The sequence below is a fragment of the Pengzhenrongella sp. genome (genome assembly GCF_036565025.1).
Taxonomy (GTDB): domain Bacteria; phylum Actinomycetota; class Actinomycetes; order Actinomycetales; family Cellulomonadaceae; genus Pengzhenrongella.
This window is the reverse complement of sequence record NZ_DATCNW010000038.1, coordinates 1-11,686: the sequence shown is the minus strand read 5'-3', so window position 1 is coordinate 11,686 and position 11,686 is coordinate 1. Positions and strand designations below refer to the sequence as shown.

At 73.4% G+C, this 11,686-nt stretch carries 12 protein-coding genes and 1 tRNA gene; 4 read left to right on the top strand and 9 right to left on the bottom strand.

The window, feature by feature from the left end:
* From VIM26_RS01995 to galU, 6 genes are all read right to left on the bottom strand, one after another.
* Positions 1-829: amino acid-binding protein (locus tag VIM26_RS01995; RefSeq protein ID WP_331948644.1), on the bottom strand; the 829-nt coding region annotated here is incomplete at its 3' end.
* A gap of 220 nt (positions 830-1,049) precedes the next feature.
* Positions 1,050-1,122: transfer RNA gene (locus tag VIM26_RS01990), tRNA-Ala, on the bottom strand.
* Between the two features lie 66 nt (positions 1,123-1,188).
* Positions 1,189-2,313, bottom strand: coding sequence for a hypothetical protein (locus tag VIM26_RS01985; protein ID WP_331948643.1), 1,125 nt, complete (start codon positions 2,311-2,313; stop codon positions 1,189-1,191).
* Positions 2,314-2,389: 76 nt separating this feature from the next.
* Positions 2,390-3,001 carry a GNAT family protein gene (locus tag VIM26_RS01980; RefSeq protein ID WP_331948642.1) on the bottom strand — a complete coding sequence of 204 codons (612 nt, stop codon included), beginning with the start codon at positions 2,999-3,001 and terminating at the stop codon, positions 2,390-2,392.
* A gap of 3 nt (positions 3,002-3,004) precedes the next feature.
* Positions 3,005-4,255: a gephyrin-like molybdotransferase Glp gene (gene glp, locus VIM26_RS01975; protein ID WP_331948641.1), complete on the bottom strand. Its 1,251-nt coding sequence runs from the start codon at positions 4,253-4,255 to the stop codon at positions 3,005-3,007.
* A complete protein-coding gene (gene galU / locus VIM26_RS01970; protein WP_331948640.1) occupies positions 4,252-5,151 on the bottom strand; it encodes a UTP--glucose-1-phosphate uridylyltransferase GalU in 900 nt (299 codons plus the stop codon). The genes glp and galU overlap by 4 nt, the downstream gene beginning before the upstream one ends.
* A gap of 109 nt (positions 5,152-5,260) precedes the next feature.
* On the opposite strand from galU, the gene VIM26_RS01965 reads away from it, so the two are divergent.
* Positions 5,261-5,908, top strand: coding sequence for a 5-formyltetrahydrofolate cyclo-ligase (locus VIM26_RS01965; RefSeq protein WP_331948638.1), 648 nt, complete (start codon positions 5,261-5,263; stop codon positions 5,906-5,908).
* Here the strand turns inward: VIM26_RS01965 and VIM26_RS01960 are convergent.
* Positions 5,886-8,489 carry a penicillin acylase family protein gene (locus tag VIM26_RS01960; RefSeq protein WP_331948637.1) on the bottom strand — a complete coding sequence of 868 codons (2,604 nt, stop codon included), beginning with the start codon at positions 8,487-8,489 and terminating at the stop codon, positions 5,886-5,888. The two genes, VIM26_RS01965 and VIM26_RS01960, sit on opposite strands and share 23 nt — an antisense overlap.
* A 152-nt stretch (positions 8,490-8,641) precedes the next feature.
* On the opposite strand from VIM26_RS01960, the gene VIM26_RS01955 reads away from it, so the two are divergent.
* From VIM26_RS01955 to mscL, 3 genes are all read left to right on the top strand, one after another.
* Entirely contained in the window at positions 8,642-9,049 is a 408-nt protein-coding gene (locus VIM26_RS01955) for an FmdB family zinc ribbon protein (RefSeq protein ID WP_331948636.1), read from the top strand.
* Between the two features lie 346 nt (positions 9,050-9,395).
* The gene (locus VIM26_RS01950) at positions 9,396-10,127 is read left to right on the top strand and encodes an SAF domain-containing protein (protein ID WP_331948635.1); all 732 of its coding nucleotides are present in this window, start codon (positions 9,396-9,398) and stop codon (positions 10,125-10,127) included.
* A gap of 38 nt (positions 10,128-10,165) precedes the next feature.
* The gene (gene mscL, locus VIM26_RS01945) at positions 10,166-10,672 is read left to right on the top strand and encodes a large conductance mechanosensitive channel protein MscL (protein WP_331948634.1); all 507 of its coding nucleotides are present in this window, start codon (positions 10,166-10,168) and stop codon (positions 10,670-10,672) included.
* A 245-nt stretch (positions 10,673-10,917) separates the two neighbouring features.
* On the opposite strand, the gene VIM26_RS01940 is transcribed toward mscL, so the two are convergent.
* A complete protein-coding gene (locus tag VIM26_RS01940) occupies positions 10,918-11,064 on the bottom strand; it encodes a hypothetical protein (RefSeq protein WP_331948633.1) in 147 nt (48 codons plus the stop codon).
* 194 nt (positions 11,065-11,258) lie between these two features.
* Positions 11,259-11,686, bottom strand: a 428-nt coding sequence (locus tag VIM26_RS01935) for a hypothetical protein (RefSeq protein ID WP_331948631.1), incomplete at its 5' end; no start/stop codon positions are given.

Genomic DNA, 11,686 nt, shown 5'->3' with positions numbered 1-11,686 from the left:
GGCGGTAGAGCCTTGTCAGGGCGGCGGCCTCGGCCAGCTGGGCCAGGCGCTGGGCGCGGGCGCGTTCCCCGGGGGTGAACGCCTCCCCGGGGCGGGCGAAGAACAGCGGTCCGCCGCCGGACGGCGACGGCACCTTCAGCCACGCGTCGGCGACCGGCTCGGGCTCGGAGGTGGACGCCGTCGTCGGCTCGGCGCGCAGCAGCTGCGCGACGGCCCGTGCGAGCTCGTCGGGGTCGGCCGCGACGCGGATGGCCTGGTCGAGCGCGCGGGTCTGGCTGTCGGCCAGCGCCATCGCCGACGTCGGCCACACGTGCACGTTCGTACCGCGACCGCGCCGGGCGGCGGCCAGCAGGTCCGCGGGCCGGACCTCGTGCGGCGCGGACAGGATCAGCTCGTCCGTCGCGACCCCGGCCCCGGGGTGCACGTGCAGGCCGAGGATGTTGACCCCGAGCGCGGCCAGCTCGCGCGTGAGGCTCTCCAGCGCGCCCGGCTCGTCGGGCACGGTGGTCCGGATCCGCCACAGGGCGGGCGCGTCGTACAGGTGCTGGTGCTCGCGCACCGCGCGGGCGTGCAGCCAGCCACCGAGCAGGCGCATCGCGGAGGGCTCCACGACCCAGATGACCAGGATGGTCGCGGTGACGGCGAGCAGCGCGACCGTGAGCAGGTAGGGCAGGTCGTACCCGATCACGACGGCATGCACGCCGAGCTCGATCGGGAAGATGGCGGCGAGCTTCGCGAAGGTCAGGCGCAACCGGGGCGGGTTCGGCAGCCGGCCACAGGTCTCGCAGGCCAGCGCCGCGGCGGTGGTTCGGGGCGCTCGTGTGCTCATGTCCCCAGCGTGAGCGGCGAACGTTGCCGTGGTGTTTCGGCTGGGAACCAGTCATGCTCGCGTAGCGCCGCGATTACCGACGGCGGATGCCGAGCGTTCCGTCGACCGCGCGCGAGCTCACGCGTCGAGACGATGCTCCCAGCGGCCGCAGCCATCGTGTGGCGAACACAGAAAGGGCGGCTGATCTGCGTTTTAGCAGATCAGCCGCACTGACTCACGGTGGAGCTGAGGGGATTCGAACCCCTGACCTCTTCATTGCGAACGAAGCGCGCTACCAACTGCGCCACAGCCCCTTGGTGCGGGCATCAGATTAGCACCCAGCCGCCGGATAGAAGAACGAGCCGGCCCGCCGGAGCGCCTCAGCCCGCGTTGCGACGACGGGCAAGGATCGCATCGAGGTCGAGGGTCGGGACGCTCGCGACTGGCGCGCCGACCGGCGCGTCACGCTCGACCGGCTCGTCCTCGACGCCCGACAGCGCCGCGGCGCTCGCGACGACGGGTTCGTCGAGCACCAGCGGGATCGGCTCACGGCGCGGGGCCTCGGCCTTGGTCGTGTACACCGGTCGGGGCACCGGGACCGGAGACCAGCGGTCGGACTCGGCGACCTCGGCGGGCACCTGCGCAGGCGGTTCGGCGACCTCCGCCCCGGCGGTTGCGCGCGCGGCAGGCCTGACCCGCGCCGTCGGGCGGGTCTCCGGCTCGGGCTCGGCGGCCACCCGCGCGGCCCGCACCAGGTCGGCGCTCGCCGCCCGCAGCGCGGCCGCCCGCGCGACCGAGGTGCGCGGCCCGCCGTCGGTCACGCGAGCGATGAGCTGGGTCTCGTCGTCGGACGGGTGGAAGGCCCTGCCGACCACCGGCGCGTCCAGGCCACGGGTGGACCTGCGGCGCGAGGGCCGCGCGCGATCCCATGCGACGTCCGCGGTGTGCGCATGCACGACGGCGCGACGACCGAGCACCAGGACCGCGACCAGCAGCACGGTGGGCGCCACCGCGGCGAGCACCGCGAGGGTGGTGAGGCCGACGACGACCCACCCGGCGGCACTCAGCGTCAACAACGCGAGGGTGAGCACGGCGCGACGGCGTGCTGCCGCGGCTCGACGCGCGAGGCTCGCCGCCCGCTGGGCGCGCAACTGCGCCGCACGCCTCGCGGCGTCGGCGCTCATCCTGTCCTGCATCTCCCGCGGTCGATCCACGATCCCGCCTCCCTTCACCGCAACGAACACGTGCACCGGCACGGGTATCCCCCTACCGGGAGTGAGCAGCCCGAACCGCTCCGAACCCGGACCGCACTCCGCCCGAGCCTCGCCCGTGCGCAGCAGCCGACCTGGACGATCGGTCACGGCGAGCACGCGCAGCGCGCCGGAGAACCGGTCCTCGGCGCGCGACTCGAGCAACAGCTGACGGTGCCGCAGCCGGTGCGGCACCAGGTACCCGATCCACAGGGTCGCCACCGCGAGAGTGGCAACGCCCGCTAGATCTCGCACCACATCGACGTTAGCGAGCGACGCGCGCGCCAGACGTAGCCGCTGCGGCGTGTCGCCGGACGAACCTCGGACGGTCTCACACGTCTGGCCGTTTTGCGAGGGACGCGTGCCATCGGGCGAGCAGCCCGCCGGGAACGTCCTCGGTCGTCAGGGCGAACGTCCGGTGGTCGCGCCACGACCCCGCGATGTGCAGGAACCGCTCGCGGACGCCCTCGTCGCGGAAGCCGAGCTTCTCCACGACGCGCAGGCTCGGCCGGTTCTCGGACCGGATGTTGATCTCGATCCGGTGCAGGCCGAGCGCGTCGAAGCAGTAGTCGGTCGCGAGCGCGGCGGCGGTCGGGATGACGCCGTGCCCCGCGACGTGGCGCGAGACCCAGTACCCGATCGCGGCGGAGCGCAGCGAGCCGTACACGATGCTCGACACGGTCAGCTGACCCACCAGCTCGCCGCGGAACTCGACCGCGAACGGCAGCGCGGTGCCCTTGCGTGCCTGGGAGGACAGCGAGCGCACGAACTCCCCGAAGGTGGGGACGGGCCCCGAATTGCCGGTCGGGGACGACGCCTCCCACGGCTCGAGCCAGGCCCCGTTGGCCGCCCGGAGCGCGAGCCACGCCCGCGCGTCCTTGCGGACCAGCGGCCGCAGCCGCACGTCGCCGTCGGCCAGGACCACGGGCCATCCGGTCGCCATGGCTCAGCCCTCGAGCACGAGGCAGCGCACCCGGTCCTCCACGTGCACCTCCTGCGTCTGCTCGGGCACGACGGCGATCGCGTTGGCCTTCGACAGCGCGCCGCTCGAGAGCTCGCCGGGGTGCCCGGTCGGCGTGCAGCGGTAGCCCTCCTCGGGGCCGCCCGCGAGCAGGACGGGCACGAGCTGGCGCAGGCCGGCCGGGGACGCCCAGCCGCTCGTCGCGGCGGCCTCGACCTCGGGACGCAGCAGCTCGGGCCGCCCGGCCATCGACCGCAGCGCGGGGCGCACGAACACCTCGAACGAGAGGTACGCCGCGACCGGGTTGCCGGGCAGGGCGAAGATCGGGACCCCGCCGCCGTCCGCCGCGCCGGCACCCCCGATGCGGCCGAAGCCCTGCCTGGTCCCCGGCGTCATCGCGACCTGGTCGAACCTGACCGTCCCGAAGGAGCGGAGCACGTCCTTGACGGTGTCCTGCGAGGACTCGCTGAGCCCGCCGGTGGTGACCAGCAGGTCGGCCCGGACCAGCTGGTCCTCGATCGCCTCGCGCAGCGCGGTCCGGTCGTCGCCCGCGACGGCCACCCGGATCGCGGCGGCGCCGGCCTCGGTCACCGCGCTCGTCAGGGCCGGCCCGTTCACGTCGTGCACGGCGCCGTCCCGCGCCGGGGAGCCCGCGTCCGCGAGCTCGTCGCCGACGGACATCACCACCACGCGCGGTCGCGGATAGACGGAGAGCCGGCCGCGCCCGAGCGCGGCCGCGAGCGCGAGCTGGCGCGCGCCGAGGCGGGTACCCGCGGTGAGCACGACCTCGCCGCCGAGCGCGTCCGTGCCGGCGCGGCGGACGTTCTCGCCGGGCTTGGCGTGGCGCGTGAGGAGCACGTGCACCGTGCCCAACCCGGACGGGCCAGACTCCTCGAGCGGGACGACGGTGTCGGCCCCGAGCGGCAGCGGCGCGCCGGACGCGATCCGGACCGCCTGACCGGGCGCGAGGCGCAGCGGCGCCGGCGCGCCGACCGCGACGTCGTGCACGACCGGAAGGGTCAGGCCCTGCCCGGGACCCGACCCGGCCCCGGCGGTGTCAGCCGAGGCGACCGCGTAGCCGTCCAGTGCCGCGAGCGCGAACTCCGGGACATCACGCGGCGACGCGACGTCGGCGGCCAGCACGCAGCCGACGGCGTCGGCCAGCACGACGTCGAGCGGCGCGACCGGGCTGACCGCCGCGAGGACAGCCGCCAGCTGGTCCTCGACGGACCTCACGTGTGCAGGCTCGGGACGAACTCGGCCAACCAGTTGCGGAAGTCGGGGCCGAGGTCGGGACGGTCGGCGGCGATCCGCACGACGGCCTTGAGGTAGTCCAGCCGGTCCCCGGTGTCGTACCGGCGCCCGCGGAAGACGACCCCGTAGACCCCGCCGCCCTGCTCGGCGGGCATGCCGGCGAGCGTGGCGAGCGCATCGGTGAGCTGGATCTCCCCGCCGCGCCCGGGCCCGGTGGTCTCGAGCACCCCGAAGACCGCGGGGTTGAGCACGTATCGGCCGATGATCGCGAGGTTGCTCGGCGCGTCGGCGGCGTCGGGCTTCTCGACCAGGCCGGTGATCCGGACCTCGTCGAGGCCACCACCCTCGAGCGGGACGGCGGCGGCGCAGCCGTACGGGTTGATCTGGTCCGGCTCGACCTCCAGCAGGGCGATCACCGAACCCCCGGTGCGCTCCTGGAGCTTGAGCATGTCCGGCAGCAGCGGGTCGCGCGCGTCGATCAGGTCGTCACCGAGCAGCACGGCGAACGCCTCGTTGCCGATGTGGTGCTTGGCGCACAGGACCGCGTGGCCGAGGCCCTTCGGCTGCCCCTGACGGACGTAGTGCACGTCCGCGAGATCGGTCGAGGCGCGGACCAGCTCGAGGCGCGCGAGGTCGCCCTTGGCCTCGAGGGTGGCCTCGAGCTCGGGGGCGGCGTCGAAGTGGTCGGCGAGGGTGCGCTTGCTGCGACCGGTGATCATCAGCACGTCGTTCAGGCCGGCCGCGACGGCCTCCTCCACGACGTACTGGATCGCCGGCTTGTCCACGATCGGGAGCATCTCCTTGGGCGTGGACTTCGTCGCAGGCAAGAACCGGGTGCCGAGGCCCGCCGCGGGGATAACCGCCTTGTGGATCACCATGCGCACGAGGCTATCCGTCGGAGGCGTTCGGCGAGCCAAGTAGCGCCACAACGCCCACATCACACTCGTGGCCCTCTCGGCCGCGACGGGGGTGGTAGACACTGGGGACATGAGGACCGCTCAGCCATACCCCCCTGCGCTCGGTGCGGTCGACCCGGAGGACGCCAAGGAGGCGCTCCGCACGGCGATCCGGGCGGTACGGCAGGCCCGGTCCGAACGGCGCCGTCAGCAGGCCGCGGACGCCTTCGCCGAGGTCCTCGAGACGGTGCCCGGGCTGATCGCCGCGAAGTGTGTCGCGGTCTACTCCTCCCGGCCCTCCGAGCCGAACACGGGCCCCCTGCTCGAGGTCCTCGCGGCGCGCGGCGTCCGCATCATCCTGCCGGTGCTGGGCACCGGCCTGCAGCGCGAGTGGGCCGAGTACGACGGACCGGACGACCTGCGCCAGCGGGCCCCCGGCCGCCCACCCGAGCCCGGCACCCCCACGCTCGGCGCCGGCGCGCTGGCGGAGGCCGACGTGATCATCGCGCCCGCGCTCGCCGTCGACACCTCCGGTGCACGCCTGGGCCAGGGCGGCGGCTGGTACGACCGCGCTCTCGAGCACGCCCGCGCGGGCACCCCGGTGATCGCGATGGTGTTCGCCGAGGAGGTCTACGACGCCGGGACGCGGCCGCTGCCGCGCGAGGCGCACGACCGGATGGTCGACGCCGTCGCGACGCCCGCTGGCTGGCGCTGGCTCAGGCACCCGCCCGAAGCGTGAGCCGCGCGTCGGCCGCGCCGTCGACCGCCTTGGCACTGAACGGCCAGGGGTAGCTCTCCCCGCGGGCCCACGCCCGGAACTGGTCGGCGTAGTGCGAGCTCGCCGGGTGCCCGGAGGCCCCGGTGAGCGTGACCCAGGTCGAGTTGTCCAGGTCCCCGAGGTCCACCACCATCCGCATGGACGGCGCCTTGGTCACGGCGAAGCTGTCCGCGCCCGCGTTCCAGCTGGTCGCGTCGACCATCGACGAACCACCCGCGACCGCGATCGGATGGGGGTTCATCAGGTGCCGGATGATCGACGGGACCCCCGGCCCGCCGAGCACCGGGTGCTGCGGGGCCGCGGTGTGCAGCCTGCCCCAGTCCCAGTCGGCCGGGTCCTTGCCGAGCTCGACGGTCAGCTCGCGCCGGGCCGACTTCTGGGCCCGGCTCAGGATCTCGTCGCGGCCCTCGACGACGCCGACCGTCGTGCGGTCGTCCCACCACGGGTCGGCGGGTCGCTTGAGCATCTCGCGTACGACCTCGAGCCACCGGCTGCCGCCGTCCGGGCGGGCGTTGACGGGCAGGTCGTCCCAGAAGGTGAGCTCGAGCACCTTCGACCACACTGCCGCGAAGTAGGCCGCCGCGGCCGAGTCCGACGCCGAGCGCCCGTCCCAGCCGCGCAGCAGGTCCTGTCCCGTGCGGTCGAACTTCGACCCGAGCTCGGACTTGAGCAGCGACGGCACGAGCATGGCCGCGTACGGGTTCGCGTCGTCCATCTGCAGGTCCGCGGTGGTCGCGACGTCGATCTTCTTGCCCGCGGCGATCCGAGTGGTCAGCAGGTCGCGGATGCGCTGCGCGCGGTAGCCGTAGTCCCAGTCCGCGGTGAGGAACGGCCCGAGGCCCTTCGGCGCGACGGCCTGGTTCGCGGCGACGATGAAGCCCTCGGGCGGGTCGACGACGGCCGGCAGGTCCGCCGGGTTGACGAAGCCCTGCCAGTCGTACCGCGAGTCCCAGCCCGGCCTGGGCCAGGTGCCGTCCGAGGGGACCGTCGCGCCGGGCACCGCGGCGCGCACCGGGATCCTGCCGGGCGCCTGGTAGCCGATGTGACCGTCGGTCGTGGCGAAGACGATGTTCTGCGAGGGCACCTCGAAATTCACGGACGCCGACGCGACGTCGGCCGCGTCGTGCGCGGTGTCGAGCCCGAAGACGGCGTCGGCGGTGCGCCCGGGGGTGTTCGCCGTCCAGTCCAGCGCGACCTCGTAGTTGCCCTTCGGGGTGCCCTTGGGCACGGGTGCGAGCTTGGCGGTCTTCACGCTCGGCAGCACGTCGGAGATGATCGGGCCGTGCCCGGTCGAGCGCACGGTCACCTGGACATCCTTGCCGCCGTTGACCTTGATGGTCTCGGTCCGGGTCGTGAGGTCGTGCTGGACCCCGTCGACCTCGTACTGCCCGCCGGAGACGCGCTCGAGGAAGAAGTCCGTGACGTCGGCGCCGAGGCTGGTCAGCCCCCAGGCGAGCTTGTCGTTGTGCCCGATGATCACGCCCGGGAAGCCGGCGAACGAGAAGCCCGCGACGTCGAACGGGCACGCCGCGGTGACCTTGGCGCAGTGCAGGCCGACCTGCGCGAAGGTCCCCGGCGCCGAGATCGACTGGTGCGGGTCGTTCGCGAGGATCGGCTTGCCCGACGTCGTGTGCGAGCCGGCGACCGCCCACGAGTTCGACCCGATGCCATCCCCGTCGCCGAGCAGGTGCGGGACGGCCGAGAGCGCATCGGTGGCCGCGGAGACGGCGCGCTGGAGGTTCTTCGAGGAGAGGTTCAGCGGCTTGTCGGCCGCGGCCGAGGCGGCAGGTACCTCGGCCGACGCGAGCGTCGGTACGGCGCGGGGCGTCAGGGCGGACGCGGCGACGATCGGCGCGTTGAGCTCCTGCGGGTAAGCAGGGAAGAGCTCGTTGACGCGGTCCACGTCATGGACCGCCGCGAAGCTGGTCGCCCGCCCGAGCTCCTGGTCGTAGTTGCCGCGCAGGTCCCAGGCCATCGCCTTGAGCCAGGCGAGGGAGTCGATCGGGTCCCAGGGAGCGGGCTTGCCGACGTCGACCTTCATGCCGAGCACGGTGTACTCCACGCCGAGCGAGTCCGCGTTTCGGGTCTTGAGGTAGGCGTTGACGCCGTCGGCGTAGGCCTGCAGGTACTCCTTCGTGCTGGGCTTCAGCAGGTCCCACTCCTGCTCGGCGACCCGGCGCCAGCCGAGCGTGCGGACCACGGTGTCCGCGGCGAGCGCATCCTTGTTCTTCCCGACGAGCTCGGAGAGCCGCCCGGCGGTGACGTGCCGGCGGTAGTCCATCTCGAAGAACCGGTCCTGCGCCTGCACGAATCCCTGCGCGCGGAACAGGTCGTCGGAGTTCTTGGCGGTGATCTGGGGGACACCCTGGGCGTCCCGTACGACCTGGACGTCGGCCGTCAGGGCCGGCAGGTCGAGCGCGCCCCCGGTCTTCGGAAGCGGACGGCGGATGACCACGAGAGCGAAGATCGAGGTCGCTACGAGAGCGACGACCAGGACTGCCGCGACGGCGATCGTGAGGCGGAGAGCGCGACGGCGAGGCACCACGCGAGACTAGTGGGTCGGGGGCTGCCACCGGGTTCCGCCGGGCCGTGGCGACACCCTTGCATCAACCCGGTAGAGTTGGCACTCAAAACCTGAGAGTGCCAGCTTGAGAGTGCCAGCGATGCTGGCAACCCTCGCGAGGAGGATCGTCAGTGCCCACCTATGCCTACGCGTGCACGGTGTGCGACCACCGCTTCGAGGCGCACCAGTCGTTCACCGACTCATCCCTGACCGTCTGCCCCGAATGCGCCGGACGCCTGCGCAAGGTCTTCCCGAGCGTCGGAGTCGTCTTCAAGGGCTCCGGCTTCTACCGGAACGACTCCCGCAACTCCCAGCACGGCAAGATCAGCGCCGGTTCGACGTCCTCGAGCAGCGACTCCGGGTCGACCAGCTCGTCGAGCTCGAGCGACTCGAGCGGGTCGGGCGACGCGGCGAAGACAACGCCCGCCGCGACGCCGAGCACGCCGGTGAGCGCCGGGGCCGGTAAGAGCAGCGGGTCCGGGTCCGGGTCCGGGAAGAAGACCCCCGCGTCGTCGGGCGCCAAGGCCGCCTCGAGCTGACCGTTCGGGCGGTTCGCCGCTGAGCGGGGTAGCGCGCGCGGCTAGCCCCATCGTGCGGTTCGCCAAGCGGGTAGCCCCATCGCGCGGTTCGCCGAGCGGCTATCGCTCTCGCGTCGATGCGCGCCGTCGGCCATTCCCGGCGGCTGCGTATCTCTCTGTGCAGTTCTCAGTGCAGCGAACGCACGCAATAGGTGCACTTTCGCTGCATTGAGAGATGCACTGAGCCCGACGGCCGGGGATCGCAGGCCGCGATCTGCCCGACCCCGGCCAGCGCCGGCGGTCTCGCATGCACAGCCCGCGCCGGCTCGCCTTTCCGGCCCGACGGCGCCGACCTAGCGTCGCGTCCATGTCCTCGCACCCCGCACGCTCCCCCGGGCGCGTGCCCGACGGCGTCCCGTCCGCCCACCCGCGACGCTCCGCCCCGAGGCATCGCTGGCGGCTGCTCCTGTGGCGGGTGCGGTTCGGGGTCGCGGCGGTTTTGCTCGGCTTCGCTGCGTCCCTCGTCGTGGCCGAGCTGAGCCCGGCCCCGCCGCCGACACGGTCGGTTGTGGTCGCGGCCGGCGATCTCGCACCCGGCGGCGAGCTGGCGGCGGCGGACCTGCGAGTGGAGCGGATGCCCACCACCCTCGTCCCGCGCGGGGCGCACCCGCGGACCGGCGACGTCGTCGGGCACAGCCTCGTGGTCGGGGTGACCGACGGGCTGCCGATCGTCGACGGGCTCCTCGCCGAGGACCGGCTGGCGAGCGCGGGGCCGCCCGGCACGGTGGTCGCGCCGATCCGGTTGGCGGATCCCGCGGTCGCCGCGCTGCTCCGCCCGGGAGACCGGGTCGACCTGCTCGCCGCCGCGAGCACCGCCGACGGCGAACCCGCAGCCCACCGGCTCGCGCGCCGGGCTCTCGTGCTCGCGGACCCCGGCCCGGGAGGCGAACCAAGGGGCGACACGGGGGCCGTCCTGCTCGGCGGAGGGTCTCCTGGCGAGCCCGGTTCGCTTACGCTGGTGGCCGTCTCGCCGGCGGAGGCCGCCGCGCTTGCCGGCTCGGTCGGATGGGCGAGCCTCAGCGCGGTTGTTGTGAAATGACCGCGGCGGGTTCCCCGCGACCGAAAGGAGACACCGAAATGTCGGTGCTCACTGGCTTCAAGGATTTCATCATGCGCGGAAATGTCATGCAGCTGGCGGTCGCCGTCGTGATCGGCACTGCCTTCACTGCGCTCATCAACGGGATCGTGACGGGCCTCTTCAACCCCCTGATCGCGGCGATCTTCGGCCAGACCGACCTCACCAAGGTCTGGGCGTTCAGGTTCCATGGGGCGGACTTCCTGCCCGGTCAGGCCCTCGACGCGCTCGTCAAGTTCCTCGTGATCGCGGCGACCATCTACTTCGTCATCGTGCTTCCGCTCAACCACCTCGCCAAGCTCCGAGTCAACCGCGGAGTCGAGCCGGAGCCGGAGCCGGAGGCCGTGGCTGAGGAGATCCTGCTGCTCGAGCAGATCCGCGACCTGCTCTCCGAGCGGAGCACGCTCACCGGCCGGAGCCCAGCCACCGGCGCCCACGCCGCGATCGCTCCGCTCGACTCGCTCCGGGCCGCGCCCGGAGCACTCAAGCTGCCGCTCAACAAGCGCTGAGGCGGCGCTCGACCCGGCCCGCTGATTTCCGTCGGTGCGGAGCATGGTGCGGAAGTGACTCGCGAGGCCCGCAAGAACGGCCCGCGGACCTGAACTGAGCCCCGCCAGTCACATGCTCCGCACAGGCGAAAGCCAACCCGTCGCCTCAGGGTCGGCCCCGACTGTCCCCGAACGGCCGTCGACGGAGCGTTGCCCCTGAACCGATCCGGCTCGGTCGCGTTCGAGGACCTGGCGGACCGGTCAGCTCACCAGTGCGGCGGGACGTCGCGGCGCAGCTGCTCGTCGTTCGAGTCGCCCGACCCCGAGCCCTCGTGCCAGCCCTCGTCGGTGTCGTCCGCGCTGCGCCCGGCAGTGACCGGTCCGCCCGCGTCGCCCCCGACCCCGGGCCGCACGACCCGCCGGTTCCCCCGCCGCCGGACCCGCGGCTTCCCCGGCTCCCCCGACTTGTCAGACGCTGCGCGCCCCCTGGACCGCGTTGGCGCTGACACGTCGTCGGGGCTGGTCGGCTCACCCGAGTTGTCAGACGCAGCGCGCCCCAGCGACCGCGCTGGCGCTGACACGTCGTCGGGGGGCGGGGGGTTCGGGGTCACGCGTTGTACCGGGACACGGCGGCGTCGATCGCGGTATCGACGCGGGAGCCGCGCCGGGCGATTCCCAGCTCGGCCCGCAGCCTGGCGGCGAGCTCGACGCCGTCCCGGGCCACACCGTCGGCCTGGATCCAGGCCACCAGCTCGTCCAGCTTGTCCTCGCGATAGTCACCGATCGGGAGCCCCCGCTCTATCGGCGGGCGCGACCCGCCGTCGAGCAGCTCACCTTGGTACGCAGCGCCGATCCGCACGTCGCCCGCGCGCTCGATGGCGCCCGCCTGCTGCGGGGCGTCCGCGGCCTCGGTCCGCTGCGGGTGATCCGCCTGCGCCGCCGTGGGGTTCACCTCGTTCGGCTCGTCGTCTCGAGCGTCGTCGTCGTCCGGCCGGCCGTCGGCCGACGGCGGCATGGTCACGGCCGGCGCCGGCG

Coding starts and splice junctions, on each gene's coding strand:
- VIM26_RS01980 (WP_331948642.1), bottom strand. CDS start 3,001: ATGGCGACCGGATGGCCCGTGGTCCTGGCCGACGGCGACGTGCGGCTG.
- galU (WP_331948640.1), bottom strand. CDS start 5,151: ATGGTGATCCACAAGGCGGTTATCCCCGCGGCGGGCCTCGGCACCCGG.
- VIM26_RS01965 (WP_331948638.1), top strand. CDS start 5,261: ATGAGGACCGCTCAGCCATACCCCCCTGCGCTCGGTGCGGTCGACCCG.
- VIM26_RS01950 (WP_331948635.1), top strand. CDS start 9,396: ATGTCCTCGCACCCCGCACGCTCCCCCGGGCGCGTGCCCGACGGCGTC.
- mscL (WP_331948634.1), top strand. CDS start 10,166: ATGTCGGTGCTCACTGGCTTCAAGGATTTCATCATGCGCGGAAATGTC.